Below are 15,607 nucleotides of genomic sequence, written 5' to 3'. Positions count from 1 at the left end.
TGTTAAATTAACTTAAATAAGCTTTCGATATTGCCTTTAAAATGATATTTTAGTAAAAAAAACACATGATATGAAACATTCACCCTTAGTCATTGTCCTGATGGCAGTGGCATTAAATGGCGCATTCGCACAAAAAAAGGCTAAAACAATTAAAACCTGGAACAAAAATGTGGTTATTGCACACCGTGGGGCCTGGAAAAAACAAAGCCTGCCCGAAAATTCTATTGCTTCCTTAAAAGAAGCCATCCGCCTGGGCTGTCATGGAAGCGAATTTGATGTACACATGACCAAAGACAATGTACTTGTGGTTAATCATGATGCCGATTTTCAGGGGCTTCATATAGAGCAATCCACCTATGCAGAACTGCTGGAGAAGAAACTGAGTAATGGAGAGCCAATCCCAACTGCTGAAGCGTATATCAAAGAAGGGATCAAACAAAAAGGTACCCGTCTTGTGTTCGAGATCAAGCCCACTAAAAAGGGGGCGGCAGGAGATATCGCCCTTACTGAAGCCTGTGTTAACCTGGTTAAAAAACTAAAGGCTGAAGCCTGGGTGGATTACATCAGCTTTAGCTGGGATACCATGATAAAACTGGCAGAAATGGCGCCTGATGCCCACATTGCTTACCTTAAGGGCGACAAATCCCTTGAAGAGTTAAAGGCTGCTAAAATGAGCGGGGCCGATTATCATTACAGTGTTTACCAGAAAGGGGAATGGTTCAGGAAGGCTAAAGAACTGGGTTTAACCATCAACGCCTGGACTGTAAATAATGAAGCAGAAATGACATGGCTGTTAGACAATAAGGTGGAGTTCATCACCACCAATGAGCCGGAACTGCTTTTTGAAACCATCAAAAAACACAAATAGACAGGTCCTATAAAACAAAAAAAGCATCGCGGGTTATCCGCGATGCTGTACAATTTATGTTTATAATAATCTAGATTACTTTAACATTAATCGCATTCAACCCTTTTTTGCCGCTTTCTACGTCGTACTCAACTTTGTCGTTCTCACGAATCTCGTCGATAAGGCCTGTTGAATGTACAAAAATTTCGCTATCACCATTAGCTGGGATAATAAAACCGAAACCTTTAGTTACATTAAAAAATTTTACTGTTCCTTCTTGCATTGTATTTATTTATTAAAAATTAAGTGTGCAATGTACATAATATTTTTTGATAATATGCAAATGCTTCATTTTTTGATAAATATAAAATAAAAGGGCCTTATTTCTTCCTCTTCTGCCCTGTTACCACCAGATTTATTTCGCTCGAATGCGGGATTCCCAGCGTTTTTCCCGGCACAACCTTTAAAAGATTTTGAAGATAGACATTAATGATAGCCTCCAGCGTCTTCTTGCGGGGTTCATAATTTTCCTTTATGCTGGTATGAAAAGAGCCCAGATGGATCTTGCCGCCTGCATCTACTACTGCAGAAAAATCATAGCCAAAATTGTCATATGCGTTGGCGATATCGATCCTGTACCGGGGGAAAAGATAATCGTAAGACTCCGTCCGTCCCAGCAGCTTGTCTACCGTACTGATCTTTTTCACACGGATAATTTTGCTTAAAGGGATAAACTCCACAGGTTGCCGGGCCCCAAAGGCCGTTTTTGCATTCCCGGGTTCGGCGGCCGATTTGTCCGCCAGTTTTTGTATGTACAGGGTATCGGCCCTCGTCGGACGTTGGAGTTCGGCGGCGGTGGTTTTTAAAACCCTATTGATGTAATCTTCCGAGTACCAGGTCAGGTTTACATCAGACCGGATGTCTTTCGAAATCTCCCGGCCGGTTAAATGCAGCCGTTGAAAGACAAGGCTATCCTTGCTGATCTTTTTTATCCGGAACCATTCTTTGGCAAAATTGTACACATCCTTATGGTCAAAATGCAGGTAAAAATTTTGCATCCGGTCAAATTGAGGACTGTAAGCGGCTATCGTATCCCTCGATTTAAACTGGATGATCCAGGAAGGTTCCTGCTGAAAGCCGATTTCATTGAAAGATAAGCCGGTACTGAAACGGCGCTTTACCTCGTAAAATTTAATCCCGATAATGGGATCGAAAAACTCCCTTCCGGTAACCAAACGCGCTTTGTCGGCGCCCTCACCGCGCTCAGCGCGTTCTTGTTCGTTGGCCTGTTCTTTAGGATTGCTGTTACAGCTGCTGATCAATAAGGCAAGCGCGCTCATGGCGCTCAGCATAAAGGATTTCGTCATAGCTAAGATTGTACAGGGCAAAGTTAAAAGAATCCTTTAAATTCTTTGTTTAAGCTTAAATACCTTAACGTCAATATCCTTGTTCCTGAATATGGATAGGATAATGGTTTTTCCGTCGGCCGATTTAAATAGGGTATTGATATCGTCGAGCTTAAAGCTGGATGCAGGAGCAAAATTAATCAGGATGATCTCATCATCAGCTTTTATTCCGGCCAGGTCTGCCGGAGAACCGGGCTCTATCCTGCTAACAAAGTAGCGCTTTGTTTTATCCTCCTGCAGGTAGACCTCTATGCCCGACATATCGTGTTCAAAGGGACGGTTAAACTGCCCGTTCTTTCGCAGATATATAGAATTGTCTGCATAATCAAAGGTAATGTTAAAGCGGCTCAGGACATCGGCACCAAGGTTTCCGTTGCGGTCTTTCAGGATCACTTTTGCTGCAACATCATCATATCTGGGGTAGGAAGCTAAAACACCTTTTAGCTTAAACCCCCCAATTGTCAGGGATGAAATCCTGCCGATATTCCCGTCAATAGGGCCGCCCATGCCTACGCCAAGGTTCGCCGAAATGGAAGCGGCGGGGATAGGAAAAGGCTCTTCTTTTAACCTTTCCAATGAAATGGCATGACTGGCACCGTTGTCTATCAGGGTTTTTATCGTCATATGGCCATAATCAGGAGTTTCAATACCGATGTTTATATAGGGTTTATTGCTCTCCAGTTCAATTGGCACTCTTTCCCCCTTGATTTTTCTGAAAGCCCAGGGGTGCCCAAACACCATTCTTTTGCCCGAATAATTGAGCTGAACAACGAAACTCTTAAAAAAATGATAACCCAAAAGCCCGTAGATCTTCGTGCCCAGGTAGTTGGATAAACCAAAAATATCCTGCTTTAAAATAGCTGTAGGCATATTGTCTATCCAGGCATCCCCAACCCTGGCCGATACATCGTTAACAATGAAAGCCTCAATTTTATTCCCTCTTCCCAGCCCGGATATTTCGAGCGTCCGGGAAACCTTGAGGCCAAGGCTGTCGATCAGCTTTGGGTTTGTAATGATCATAGGCCCAACACCCGTGTCTAAGATGAAATTGAAAGGGCCCTGATTGTTGAGGTAAACAGGTATAATGACCAGGTTTTTAACCAGGGAGAAAGACATCGCATCTTTGCTTTTATTTCCTTTAAAGTAAAAATCCTGCGCCTGCAGTCCGGTTGCCACACCAGTCTGAACAATCATGGCCAGCATGAAAATTCCGGATTTACTGAAATTAATCAGGCGCATTAACAATTTCATTAAACTAAATTAATAAATTAGTAGCAGTATGGTTCTATCCAGGTATAAAAGTGTTACAGTAAAAATTTCGGGCCGCAAAATGCTGCTTTTTGCTGGCATTTTTTTGCTGCTGCTTTCCATCGGCTGTTCAACAGAAAAGCGTATATCCAGGAATGTTAAAAAGGTTTTTGCCAGGTCTTCTGTATTGAAACAGTATTATGCCGGGTTCGCCCTGTATGACATGACCACAGGTCATATGCTGTTTGAACAGCATGCCGACCAATATTTTACGCCTGCCTCAAACACCAAGCTTTTCACCTTTTATGCAGGTCTCAAAATGCTGCCCGATTCTATCCCTTCGTTAAGATATGTAATGCGTGGCGATTCGCTGATCTTCTGGGGTACAGGCGACCCCTCATTTTTACAAAGCAAACTTAAGGGCACCAGGGCTGCAGACTTTCTAAAATCTTCGGATAAAAAGCTGTTTTATGCCCCGGGCAGGTATACCGGCGATTTTTATGGCAATGGCTGGTCCTGGGACGATTATAACGATTACTACCAGGCAGAAATAAACGAGTTGCCTTTGATGGACAACCTGCTGCATGTCAGATCGGAAAAAGGAAAAATGAGGTTGGTGCCCGCGTTATTTAAGGACTGTTTTTCCACAGATTCTGCTTTTACCCGACAAACATTCAATGTGGTTCGGGATTTCAACAGCAACCATTTTAAATCTCCGCTTTTGACCATCCCCGAAGGTTATAGACAGGATGTGCCTTATAAGGTGAGCCTTCCCCTTACCCTGAGCCTGCTTTCAGATACACTTCATAAGCCCATAGGCCTGCTGAGCGTAAAAATGCCCCCAAATGCGAAAACGATCAGCAATTTAAGCACAGATTCAGTGCTTAAGGAAATGATGCTGCCAAGCGACAATTTTATTGCTGAGCAGCTGTTGCTGGTGTATGCCAATCAGCTGGGCGAAGAACTGAATGCCCGGAAAGCGATTTCCCACATCGAAAAAACCTACCTCTCAGCCTTACCCGATAAGCCGGTTTGGGTGGATGGTTCCGGCCTTTCCAGGGGCAATCTATTTACACCCAGATCTATCGTAAAATTACTGGATATGATCTATAAAGAGGTCAATAACCCCGAAAGGCTGTTCAGTATGATCCCCGCAGGAGGCAAGAGTGGCACACTGCGGAATGCTTATCCGAAAACGGATGCCCCCTTTGTTTTTGGCAAAACCGGCACACTTTCCGGCGTGCATAATCAAAGCGGCTACCTGCGCACAAAAAAAGGAAAGACCTACATCTTCTCTTTTATGAACAATAATTATGTATTGCCAACAACCGATATAAGAAAAGAAATGGTACGCATTATGACTTATATCCATGAGAAATTTTAACCCCGATTTCAGCGCTATTGAGGGGCCGCTTTCCCTAAATATCAATATAGAGGGGCAGGATTACCTGTATTTTAGCGGTACAGCCTATCTGGGTATTCCCCGGAACAAAAGCTTTATAACCCATTATCAGGAGGGGCTAAAAAAATTCGGGATCAACAACGGAACCAGCAGGGGCAATAATGTCCAGCTCGCAATTTACAATGAAGCAGAAGGATATGCCGCGCAATATTTTGGTGCAGCCGCTGCGCTAATCACCTCCAGTGGTTACCTGGCGGCTCAATTGCTGGTCGGCGCCTATGCGGGCAGATCACTTATTTATGCACCTCAAACCCATCCTGCATTATGGCTGAACGAGGCACCTCAAACCGAAGGCAGTTTTGCTGAATGGGCAACAAAAACGGCTGATCATATCAATAGCAGCAAGCAGGAAAAATGGGTGCTGATCAGTAACGCGCTAAATAACCTTTTCCCCGAACGGTATGATTTTTCTTTTTTAAATAACATACAGCCAGAAAAAGAACTGGTTTTGATTGTGGATGATTCACATGGAATAGGGCTGCTCGACAACGGAAGGGGCGTTTTTAATACCCTACCGGCGCTGCCAAATGTAGAGGTGATCGTGGTGGCTTCTATGGCCAAAGCGCTCGGAGTAGATGCGGGAATTGTATTGGGCAGTACCGGGGTCATCAGCATGTTAAAGGGCAGCAACACATTTTTGGGGGCATCGCCACCAGCTGCAGCAGGACTTTATGCCTTTATGCAGGCCGCAGGCATTTATCGTGAGGAACTGGAGAAATTGCAGGAGCTGATGCATTATTTTTCAGGGAAAATTGACCCGCAGGATTGGACCTTTATGCCCAATTATCCTGTTTATTTTAGTCATGACCCTGATAGGTATGTAAAGTTGCTGAAACAACAGGTCCTCATCTCTTCCTTTCCCTATCCAGACCATAAAGGATTGCCCCTGAACCGGGTTGTACTCAGTAGCTGGGCCACAAAAGCAAGTATCGATCGGTTGTTGCGCGCGTTAAGTGCTACAGCTTTTCAAAAGGGATATCCAGCAGATCGTAACGCTGCCAGCCTTTAAAGTCAAAATGCCACCACTCGTTCGGTATTACCCTGAAGCCATGCTTGTGCATGATGTCGATCAGCATTTTTCTGTTTTCCAGCACTGCTGCCGGCAGCTGGGCATACTCAGAAGCCGCTTCCCTGGCAAAACTATCGTAGGGCGTGGGCATTGCAATTTCCAGGCCTGTTTTCAGGTCGATAATCGTCAGGTCTACGGCACAGCCACGATTATGTTTCGAGCCTTTTGCAGGGTTTGCCACAAAGGCCTTATCAGAAGCCCCCTCATAAAAGGCCAGCGTTACGCTGTAGGGGCGATAGGCATCAAAAATCTTTAAGCCATATCCCTTTGGTTTAAGCGCAGCCTGAATCTTTTTGAGCTGCATCACCAGGGGCTTACGGGCAAAGGCCCTGGCCTGTTTGTACATTACCCGCTTCATAAAATTGTCGGTGGTAGCATATTTAATGTCGAGTACCACACCTGGAACGAATTTTTTGATTTCCAGCAGCTTGTTGTCCGTATTCGCTTTACAGGAATCCATATACGCAGCAAAACCGTCTATTTTTAAGCCCTGTGGGTTGGATGGTTTTTGCTGGGCGCGGGCATTCAGAAAAATAACAATAATCAAAAGCGGGAGGAAATTTTTCATTTACAAAAGGGCTTATTGGTTGGCCGCTACCAGCAATTCAATGTCTTTATAGGGCAGGTTAAACATGGTTGCAAGGTCCTTGCTGGTCAGGTGTCCCTGGTAAATATACAAAGCCTCCCTGATGCCCGGTTTGTTCCATACCACATTCATCAGTCCGCCCATATCACCGATATCTACCAGAATTGGGGTAAAGATATTCGTTAAAGCGTAAGAAGCCGTTCTTGGCACCCTGGATGCGATATTAGGGACGCAGTAGTGGATCACGTCGTGTTTTCTGAACACAGGATCTTTGTGATTGGTTACCTCGGATGTTTCAAAACAGCCCCCCTGGTCTATACTCACATCAATTACCACCGAATTGGGTTTCATCCGTGCAACGGTTTCTTCCATCACGATGCAGGGGCTTCTGCCATGCGATGCGCGGATGGCGCCGATCACTACGTCACAGGTGGTAATTGCCTTGCTCAAAACAATGGGTTGCATTACCGAGGTAAAAACCCTGCTGGCAAGGTTGTTTTGTAAACGCCTGAGCCTAAAGATCGAACTGTCGAACACCTTTACTTCCGCACCCAGCGATATTGCCGTGCGGGCTGCATATTCGCCTACCGTACCTGCGCCCAGAATTACAATTTCTGTAGGCGGCACACCGGTAAAACCGCCCAGCATCAGGCCCTTTCCGCCAGTTACATTGCTCAGGTACTCTGCAGCAATCAGAATGGAAGTGGCCCCCACAATTTCACTCATGGAACGCACCACACTCAGTACATTCCCTTCATCGCGAAGGTTTTCAAAGCAAAGGGCGTTTATTTTTTTATTCAGGAGTGCTTTAAGGTATGATTCCTTTAATGCGCCCATTTGAAGGGCCGAGATCAAAGTCTGACCCTTGTGCATCAGTCCGATTTCTTCAATTGTGGGCGGTGCAATTTTTACCAGGATATCAGCATCAAAAACATCCTTTTTATTAAAAGAGATCATAGCCCCCTGCTCGCTGTAGTCCTTGTCCGAGAAATTGGCACCCACACCCGCTCCCGTTTCGATAATCACTTTATGTCCGTTGTTGACAAGCAGGGCAACAGACAGTGGGGTAAGGGCAATCCGGTTTTCCTGGAAAGAGATCTCTTTAGGGATACCGATGTACAAACTGTTGTTCTTCTTGTTAATTTCTGACATTGCTTCTTTCGGCTGTATCAGCCCTTTTTGAGCAATGGAGGCCATACCTTCGCGTAATCCTGTAGCCATTTTTATTTATTGATTTGGATTGAAATTAAGCAAAATAGCTGAAATTTAATGCGTTTGCTATTTAAATTTTTGAAATTGACAATAACCTTTCATTTTCACCCAGCGTTTCTATACTTATTTTGAGATAATGCTCCGGAATCAGCCCTTCAATTTTTTCGGGCCATTCAATAAAGCAGGTATTTCCCGAATAAAAGTACTCCTCATAACCAATATCGTACGCTTCCTGCAGGTTTTTGATGCGGTAAAAATCAAAGTGATAAATGGGCTTCCCATTGGCATTGTATTCATTTACGATAGAAAATGTGGGGCTCGATACCACTTCTGTAACCCCCATTGCTTTGGCAAGTGATTTGATGAGCGTAGTTTTACCGGCACCCATGTCGCCTTCAAAAATAAAGATGCGCCCATCGGTTGCCAGCGCTAAAATTTTACGGGCCGCACTATCCAGTTCTGTAAGTGCATTAACCTGAATTTTAATACTTTCCATTAACTGCAAAAATAAGAGAAATCAACTTAACTTTAGCAGAATTAAGGCCGACTTAAATAAGAGAAGCTAATAATAACTAATAAACCACAGTTAAATCACCTATAAATACCAGAATTGAAATAGAGTTAACATATCATTAAGATACCGTTGAGTTACCCTTGACTTACCCCTAGGGTATTTCAAGGGTAACTCAACGGTAAGTCAAGAGTATATCAATTCTGGTATTTATAGGTGATTTATTTGTAAATAACATGTAATTATTGGCCGGGAAGGTATAACAAAAAAGGAGCACAAAGGCTCCCTTTCCCATTGCGGAATAATGTTTCTTATCTTGAACTATAAGTGGCGATAGGAATGATCATCTCTTCCAGCGAAATCCCCCCATGCTGAAATGTTTCATTATAATAATTTACAAACTGGTTATAGTTGTTCTGGTAAACAAAATAGCGGTCTTCCTTGGCGAAAATGTAATTAGAGCTGATGTTAATTTTTGGCAGCTGTGCTTCGTGCGGATTTTTGATCAGAAATACCTCTTTTGCGTTAAAATTAAGGTTTCTTCCCTGCTTATACCGCAAATTGGTGTTGGTGTTCCTGTCACCGATTACCTTGCTCGGGTGTTTTACGCGGATGGTACCATGGTCTGTAGTGATCACCACCTTAACTTTTTTCTGGGAGATTTTCTTCAGCAGGTCCATTAAAGGCGAATGCTCAAACCATGACAGGGTAAGCGATCGGTAGGCCGCATCATCGTTGGCCAGCTCCCTGATCATCTGCATATCGGTTCGGGCGTGCGAAAGCATGTCTACAAAGTTGTAAACAATGGCATTGAACTCATTGTGCATCAGGTTGTTTATCTGATCGTTCAAGGCCTTTCCATCATCGTAGGTCAGGATTTTATGGTAACTGAATTTGCAATCCTTGCGCAGGTTCCGTTTGATGTGTTCGGCCAGAAAAGTGCCCTCGTGGAGGTTCTTTCCGCCTTCATCGTCATCGTTCTGCCACAGGTTGGGGAATCGTCTTTCCATTTCAAGCGGCATCAAGCCAGAAAATATGGCGTTACGTGCATATTGCGTTGCTGTGGGGAGGATGCTTGAATAAATGTCTTCATCTTCCAGGCGGAAATGCTCTGTAATGAGCGGGTTGATGATTCTCCACTGGTCGTACCGCAGGTTGTCGATGAGGATAAAAAATACCGGCACAGTACTGTTGATGAGCGGGAAAACCTTTCTTTTGAGCAGTTCGTTTGACAGGAGTGGTGCCTGCCCCTTGCCGTTCACCCAGCCCAGGTAATGATCTTCAATGAATTTGGAGAACTGCATGTTGGCTTCAGACTTTTGCATGGTAAGGATCTCGTGCATTTGCGGGTCGTCGAGTTTTTCGAGTTCCAGCTCCCAGAAAACCAGTTTTTTATAGACATCCACCCATTCTTCATAACTCAGGCGGTCGTTCAGGGTCATGCCCAGCCTTCTGAAATCCTGCTGATAAGCCATAGAGGTTTTTTCGCTGACCAGTCTTTTGTTATCGATGATCTTTTTAATGGTCAGCAATACCTGTTTGGGGTTAACCGGCTTGATCAGGTAGTCGTCTATCTTGGATCCGATGGCATCTTCCATCAGGTTTTCTTCCTCACTTTTGGTGATCAGCACTACCGGAACATCATTTCTGATGTTCTTTATAGCCGTAAGGGTTTCCAATCCGCTCATGCCTGGCATGTTTTCGTCCAGGAAAACCAGGTCAAAATGCTCCTTGCCAAATGCTTCGAGCGCATCGTTACCATTGGTATAGGTGGTAACGTGGTATCCCTTTTCATTAAGCAGTAAAATATGTGGTTTTAATAAGTTGATCTCATCATCGGCCCATAAAATCTTAGTTTCTTGCATTATTATATGTGTATAATGTAAAATAAATCCTTAAAAAGAGCGCACCCTTTTGTTGTAGTATGGATAAAAATAGCAATTTTTGTACCGTATAATTTAATTTTAAGGATTGAACAAAAAGAAAATCATAAATGATCCGGTATATGGCTTCATCAATATCCCTTCTGAAATCATATTCGATCTGATCTCGCATCCGTATTTTCAACGACTTAGATATATCAAGCAGCTGGGCATGACCCACCTGGTGTACCCTGGCGCATTACACACCCGCTTTCACCATGCTTTAGGAGCGATGCACCTGATGAGCCTTGCTATTGAGGTGCTTAGGAGCAAGGGACATGAGGTCACACCCGAAGAGGAAGAGGCGGCAACGATCGCCATTTTGCTGCACGATATTGGACATGGGCCGTTTTCACATGCACTTGAGCACACCCTGGTGAACGGCATCCGGCACGAAGACATTTCCATGAAAATGATGGAAATGCTGAACACGGAGTTTGACGGGCGGCTGACACTGGCCATCCGCATTTTTAAGGGCGATTACCCTAAGCATTTCCTGCCACAGCTGGTGTCGAGCCAGCTGGACCTGGACCGGATGGATTACCTGAACCGCGACAGCTTTTTTACCGGGGTTAGTGAGGGGGTGATCAGTTTCGACCGCATCATTAAAATGTTCAATGTACTGGATAAGGAGCTGGTGATCGAGGAAAAAGGCATTTATTCCATAGAAAAATTCCTGATCGCCAGACGGCTGATGTACTGGCAGGTATACCTGCACAAAACAGTGGTTGCCGGCGAGATGGTACTGGTAAAAATCCTGGAAAGGGCAAAATACCTGGCTACGCATGGCGAAGAACTCTTTGCCACACCAGCGCTGCAGCATTTCCTGAAAAATGAAGTCACGGAAACGGAATTTTTTGAGGGTGGAGCGCACCTTGCGCATTTTTCGAAGCTCGATGACCAGGATATTTTTGCCTCGGTGAAGGTTTGGGTAGAACACCCAGACAGGATCCTGGCGCAGCTTTGCGGCATGCTTACCCAGCGTAACCTGTATAAGGTAGAGATCAGCAATGAAGCTCCTGATGAAGACCGCGTGCGGGAGCTGAGGGAGCGTATAGCAGAAGTTTTGAACCTGGACGAAACAGAGGTCTGTTATTTTGTATTTACGGATGTGATCAGAAACAGGGCTTACAATGCAGGAAGCGGAAACATCAATATCCTGTTGAAAAACAATACGATAGTAGATATTGCAAAAGCCTCCGATTTATCTAACTTAGAATCATTGGACAAAACGGTAAAAAAACACATACTATGTTATCCAAGGATTATTTAGCTTTTTTTAACAAAATATCCCGGGATTTATTACGTTTTTAGATTCTTAATTTAAAAATGAGCAGAAACAACCTAAACAGGTTTATTTGTTCATATCAATTTAACATATAACTTTGTAAAATGCAATTTACTGCCAAGCAGATAAGTGAGTTTATAGATGGTACCATTGAGGGCGACGAGAACGTAAAAGTTAGCGAGCTTTCAAAAATTGAAAATGGTAAGACAGGTTCTTTATGCTTTCTATCTAACCCTAAGTACGAGAACTATTTATATCTGACAAATGCTTCTGTAGTGATTGTTAAGCAGGATTTTGTGCCTGCCCAGAAGGTAAACAGTACCCTCATCAGGGTCGCGGATCCCTATAGTGCTTTTTCGGTTTTACTGGAAAAGTACAATGAAGCCGTTAACATGAACAATGCACAGGTCGGTATAGAGCAGCCCAGCTTTATTCATCCTTCGGCAAAAATCGGTAAAAATGTATTTATAGGCGCATTTAGTTATGTGGCAGAAAATGTAACCATTGGCGATGACTGTAAAATTTCGCCACAAGTATTTATAGGTCCTGACTCTTCGATAGGAAACAATTGTACGTTGTTCCCGGGGGTCAAGTTGTATAACCGCTCGGTTCTGGGCAGGAACATCACCATTCATTCCAATACCGTGATTGGCAGCGATGGATTCGGTTTTGCGCCCCAGGCAGATGGTACTTACACCAAAATTGCACAGATAGGGAATGTGGTGATCGAAGATGATGTAGAGATTGGTGCGAACAGCTCGATAGACCGGGCGACTATGGGCTCTACTTTTATCCGCAAAGGGGTCAAACTGGACAATCTGATCCAGATTGCACACAACGTGGATGTGGGTGAACACAGTGTGGTTGCAGCGCAAAGCGGGATTTCGGGAAGTTCGAAACTGGGGGAGAAGTCTGTTGTAGGCGGACAGGTAGGCATTGCAGGCCATCTTTCACTGGCTAAAGGCACCCAGATTGGCGCGCAGGCCGGTATCAATTTTAACATTACCGAAGAAAATAAACAATGGCATGGCAGTCCGGCACAACCCTTGCGGAACTGGATGCGGGCCTCTGTAATTTTTAAACAGCTGCCAGACGTTGAAAAAAGGATAGCAAGCCTTGAGGCACAGATCAGACAACTGAACGAACTCATTGAACAAAACAGTACAATACCAAAATAATAATGAACGTTAAACAAAAGACCATAAAAAATGAAGTTTCGGTACAGGGCGTAGGCCTGCATACCGGGGCTAATGTTACACTCACTTTTTGTCCGGCACCAGAGAACCACGGCTTTAAGTTTCAAAGGACGGACCTTCCGGGCGAACCGGTTATTGATGCAGATTGTGACAATGTTACCGATACAGCAAGGGGGACAACTATTTCTCAGAACGGAGCCAGTGTAAGTACGGTAGAACATGTTATGGCTTCTTTGGTGGGAATGGATCTGGATAACGTACTAATGAAGCTTGATGGTCCGGAAACGCCCATCATGGATGGCAGTGCCATTCAGTTTCTGGATGCACTGGAGAGTGCCGGTGTACAGATACAGGAAAAAGACAGGGAATATTTTCAGATCCCGCACAACATAGCATATACAGAACCCGACAGGAAAGTTGAGATTGTGGCCATGCCGCTTGACGACTATAGGTTTACCTGTATGATTGACTACAACTCGCCGGTATTGGGCAGTCAGCATGCCGGGATTACCAGTATTGCCGAATTCAAAAAAGAAATTGCTTCCTGCAGGACTTTCTGCTTTTTGCATGAACTCGAGTACCAGCTGCAGAATAACCTGATCAAGGGGGGCGACCTGAACAATGCCATTGTTATTGTAGACAAGGAAGTGACCAAGGAAGAGCTGGATCACCTGGCCAAGATATTTAAACGGAAAGCAATTGACGTTGCCCCGCAGGGGATTTTGAACAATATGGAGCTGAGGCACCAGAATGAGCCGGCAAGGCACAAATTGCTGGACATGATTGGCGACCTGGCCCTTGTAGGTGTACACCTGAAAGGTCATATTATGGCAGCCCGACCTGGTCATGCTGCCAATGTAGCTTTTGCCAAAAAAATTAAAGCAGCCATCAAAAAGGAAAAAAACAAAAAAGTACAGCATGTGTATGACCCGAGTGTGAAACCGCTGTACGATACTGTTCAGATCATGGACATTTTGCCGCACAGACAGCCGTTTTTGTTTGTGGACAAGGTTTTGGAACTTTCCAAGACCCATGTGGTTGGTGTGAAGAACGTAACCATGAACGAAGAGTTCTTTAAAGGACATTTTCCGGGCGCTCCGGTGTTTCCGGGAGTGATCCAGATTGAGGCTATGGCCCAGACCGGGGGCATCCTGGTGCTGAGCACGGTGCCCGATCCGCAAAATTACCTGACTTTGTTCCTTAAAATCGACAATGTACGCTTCAGGGCACAGGTATTGCCTGGTGATACCATCGTTTTCCGCTGCGACCTGATGGAGCCGATCAGACGTGGAATTGCACAGATGAAAGGCGTGGGCATGGTTGCGGGGAAAGTTGTTGTGGAAGCAGAAATGATGGCCCAGATCGTTAAAGTTAAAGAAAGCGAAACTACATGATACAACCTTTAGCATATATACACCCCCAGGCGAAAATAGCTGACAATGTGGTGATTGAGCCTTTTGCGGTGATTCATAAAGATGTGGAGATAGGTGAAGGTACCTGGATTGGCTCCAATGTAGTGATCATGGACGGTGCGCGGATCGGAAAGAACTGCAGGGTATTTCCCGGTTCGGTGATTTCCGGGGTTCCGCAGGACTTAAAATTTGCCGGAGAGGTAACAACAGCCGAAATAGGCGACAATACCACCATCAGGGAGTGCGTAACCATTAACCGGGGTACAAAGGATAAATGGAAAACGGTAATTGGCAGCAACTGCCTGATCCAGGCTTACTCGCACATTGCGCACGATTGTGAGGTAGGCGATTACTGTATCTTTTCGAACAGCACGACCCTTGCAGGGCACATTACCATTGGTAATTATGTGGTGCTGGCCGGGTTGGTGGCCATCCACCAGTTTGTAAAAGTGGGCTCTCATGCCTTTGTAACCGGTGGTTCATTGGTGAGAAAAGACGTTCCGCCTTATGTGAAGGCCGCACGCGAACCGCTTTCCTACGCTGGGATCAACTCCGTTGGTTTAAGAAGAAGGGGCTTCTCTTCCGAAAAGATCAACGAAATACAGGAAATTTACAGGGTATTGTTTGTAAAACACAACAATGTGACCAAAGCCCTTGACATGATAGAAGCTGAATTTAAGCCTACGGAGATCCGCGATGAGATCGTTGATTTTATTAGGAATTCAAACCGCGGGGTGATGAAAGGCTTCGGCTCAGGAAGTTAGAACCGGGCAATGACGATCAGCTTAGAGAACGTTGGCAGAAGGTTTAACCAGGAATGGATTTTCAGGGGGCTGAGTTACCAGTTTGAAGCCGCCGGGAAATATGCGGTACTGGGGCCTAACGGCTCCGGAAAATCGACCTTACTGAGCGTTCTGCTGGGCAGTTTGTCGCCATCTGAAGGCCAAATTCATTACAAGGGAACTGCCGACATCAGGGTAGAAGATGTTTACAAGGAAATCAGCTTTGCTGCGCCGTATCTGGATCTGATCGAGGAATTCACGCTCCAGGAAACCATAGATTTTCATTTTAAGTTCAAATCGTATTACCAGGGCATGGACGCTGCAGCGGTGCTGGACCTGCTTGGGCTGGCAAAATCGCAGGACAAGGCATTGAAGTATTTTTCTTCAGGAATGAAGCAACGCACCAAGCTGGCTTTGGCCTGCTGTGCAGCTACGCCATTGTTGTTTCTTGATGAGCCGACCTCCAATCTGGACAAACAGGGAATAGGCTGGTACCTTGGGCTGATGGAACGGTTTACGGCAAAAAGAACGCTGATTATTGGGTCAAATCAGGAAGCAGAATATGCTTTTTGTAACCATTTTGTGGAGTTGACGGATTATAAATAACTAAAATTTATATTTGAAAACAGGCCGGAAGGCCGTTTTTAGCGCTTAAAATACCTTTAT

General features: G+C 44.7%; 15 protein-coding genes. 8 read left to right on the top strand and 7 right to left on the bottom strand.

Annotated elements, in window-relative coordinates:
• Window positions 1-70 precede the first annotated feature (70 nt).
• Window positions 71-868 carry a glycerophosphodiester phosphodiesterase gene (locus ABIE26_RS15385; protein ID WP_310141611.1) on the top strand — a complete coding sequence of 266 codons (798 nt, stop codon included), beginning with the start codon at window positions 71-73 and terminating at the stop codon, window positions 866-868.
• A gap of 70 nt (window positions 869-938) precedes the next feature.
• On the opposite strand, the gene ABIE26_RS15380 is transcribed toward ABIE26_RS15385, so the two are convergent.
• From ABIE26_RS15380 to ABIE26_RS15370, 3 genes are all read right to left on the bottom strand, one after another.
• Window positions 939-1,130 (bottom strand): cold-shock protein, encoded by a 192-nt coding sequence (locus ABIE26_RS15380; protein WP_008241764.1) that lies wholly within the window; start codon window positions 1,128-1,130, stop codon window positions 939-941.
• A 97-nt stretch (window positions 1,131-1,227) separates the two neighbouring features.
• The gene (locus ABIE26_RS15375) at window positions 1,228-2,214 is read right to left on the bottom strand and encodes a hypothetical protein (RefSeq protein WP_310141625.1); all 987 of its coding nucleotides are present in this window, start codon (window positions 2,212-2,214) and stop codon (window positions 1,228-1,230) included.
• Window positions 2,215-2,250: 36 nt separating this feature from the next.
• Complete coding sequence (locus ABIE26_RS15370) at window positions 2,251-3,504, bottom strand: aspartyl protease family protein (protein ID WP_310141626.1); 1,254 nt, start codon at window positions 3,502-3,504, stop codon at window positions 2,251-2,253.
• Window positions 3,505-3,583: 79 nt separating this feature from the next.
• Between ABIE26_RS15370 and ABIE26_RS15365 the strand changes: the two genes are divergently transcribed.
• Both ABIE26_RS15365 and ABIE26_RS15360 read left to right on the top strand, forming a co-directional pair.
• Window positions 3,584-4,885 carry a D-alanyl-D-alanine carboxypeptidase/D-alanyl-D-alanine-endopeptidase gene (locus ABIE26_RS15365; RefSeq protein ID WP_310141627.1) on the top strand — a complete coding sequence of 434 codons (1,302 nt, stop codon included), beginning with the start codon at window positions 3,584-3,586 and terminating at the stop codon, window positions 4,883-4,885.
• Complete coding sequence (locus tag ABIE26_RS15360) at window positions 4,872-5,972, top strand: aminotransferase class I/II-fold pyridoxal phosphate-dependent enzyme (protein WP_310141629.1); 1,101 nt, start codon at window positions 4,872-4,874, stop codon at window positions 5,970-5,972. Before ABIE26_RS15365 ends, ABIE26_RS15360 begins: the two co-directional genes overlap by 14 nt.
• Here ABIE26_RS15360 and ABIE26_RS15355 read toward each other — a convergent pair.
• From ABIE26_RS15355 to ABIE26_RS15340, 4 genes are all read right to left on the bottom strand, one after another.
• Window positions 5,920-6,600: a M15 family metallopeptidase gene (locus ABIE26_RS15355; protein ID WP_310141631.1), complete on the bottom strand. Its 681-nt coding sequence runs from the start codon at window positions 6,598-6,600 to the stop codon at window positions 5,920-5,922. The genes ABIE26_RS15360 and ABIE26_RS15355 overlap by 53 nt on opposite strands.
• A 12-nt stretch (window positions 6,601-6,612) precedes the next feature.
• Window positions 6,613-7,839: an alanine dehydrogenase gene (locus ABIE26_RS15350; protein WP_310141633.1), complete on the bottom strand. Its 1,227-nt coding sequence runs from the start codon at window positions 7,837-7,839 to the stop codon at window positions 6,613-6,615.
• Window positions 7,840-7,900: 61 nt separating this feature from the next.
• Window positions 7,901-8,326, bottom strand: coding sequence for a tRNA (adenosine(37)-N6)-threonylcarbamoyltransferase complex ATPase subunit type 1 TsaE (gene tsaE, locus ABIE26_RS15345; protein WP_310141637.1), 426 nt, complete (start codon window positions 8,324-8,326; stop codon window positions 7,901-7,903).
• 326 nt (window positions 8,327-8,652) lie between these two features.
• Window positions 8,653-10,206, bottom strand: a complete 1,554-nt coding sequence (locus ABIE26_RS15340) for a bifunctional response regulator/alkaline phosphatase family protein (RefSeq protein WP_310141639.1) — start codon at window positions 10,204-10,206, stop codon at window positions 8,653-8,655.
• A gap of 106 nt (window positions 10,207-10,312) precedes the next feature.
• On the opposite strand from ABIE26_RS15340, the gene ABIE26_RS15335 reads away from it, so the two are divergent.
• The 5 genes from ABIE26_RS15335 (at window position 10,313) to ABIE26_RS15315 (ending at window position 15,547) form a co-directional block, all read left to right on the top strand.
• Window positions 10,313-11,536: an HD domain-containing protein gene (locus ABIE26_RS15335; RefSeq protein WP_310141642.1), complete on the top strand. Its 1,224-nt coding sequence runs from the start codon at window positions 10,313-10,315 to the stop codon at window positions 11,534-11,536.
• Window positions 11,537-11,655: 119 nt separating this feature from the next.
• A complete protein-coding gene (lpxD, locus tag ABIE26_RS15330) occupies window positions 11,656-12,729 on the top strand; it encodes a UDP-3-O-(3-hydroxymyristoyl)glucosamine N-acyltransferase (protein ID WP_310141644.1) in 1,074 nt (357 codons plus the stop codon).
• Between the two features lie 2 nt (window positions 12,730-12,731).
• Window positions 12,732-14,141: a bifunctional UDP-3-O-[3-hydroxymyristoyl] N-acetylglucosamine deacetylase/3-hydroxyacyl-ACP dehydratase gene (locus ABIE26_RS15325; protein WP_310141645.1), complete on the top strand. Its 1,410-nt coding sequence runs from the start codon at window positions 12,732-12,734 to the stop codon at window positions 14,139-14,141.
• Window positions 14,138-14,923: an acyl-ACP--UDP-N-acetylglucosamine O-acyltransferase gene (gene lpxA / locus ABIE26_RS15320; protein ID WP_084238270.1), complete on the top strand. Its 786-nt coding sequence runs from the start codon at window positions 14,138-14,140 to the stop codon at window positions 14,921-14,923. Before ABIE26_RS15325 ends, lpxA begins: the two co-directional genes overlap by 4 nt.
• Window positions 14,924-14,932: 9 nt before the next feature.
• The gene (locus ABIE26_RS15315; protein WP_310141647.1) at window positions 14,933-15,547 is read left to right on the top strand and encodes an ABC transporter ATP-binding protein; all 615 of its coding nucleotides are present in this window, start codon (window positions 14,933-14,935) and stop codon (window positions 15,545-15,547) included.
• Window positions 15,548-15,607 lie beyond the last annotated feature (60 nt).

The sequence above is a fragment of the Pedobacter africanus genome (assembly GCF_040548825.1).
Taxonomy (GTDB): domain Bacteria; phylum Bacteroidota; class Bacteroidia; order Sphingobacteriales; family Sphingobacteriaceae; genus Pedobacter; species Pedobacter africanus_A.
The sequence above is the reverse complement of the archived record's forward strand: the minus strand, read 5'-3'. Positions and strand labels throughout refer to the sequence as shown.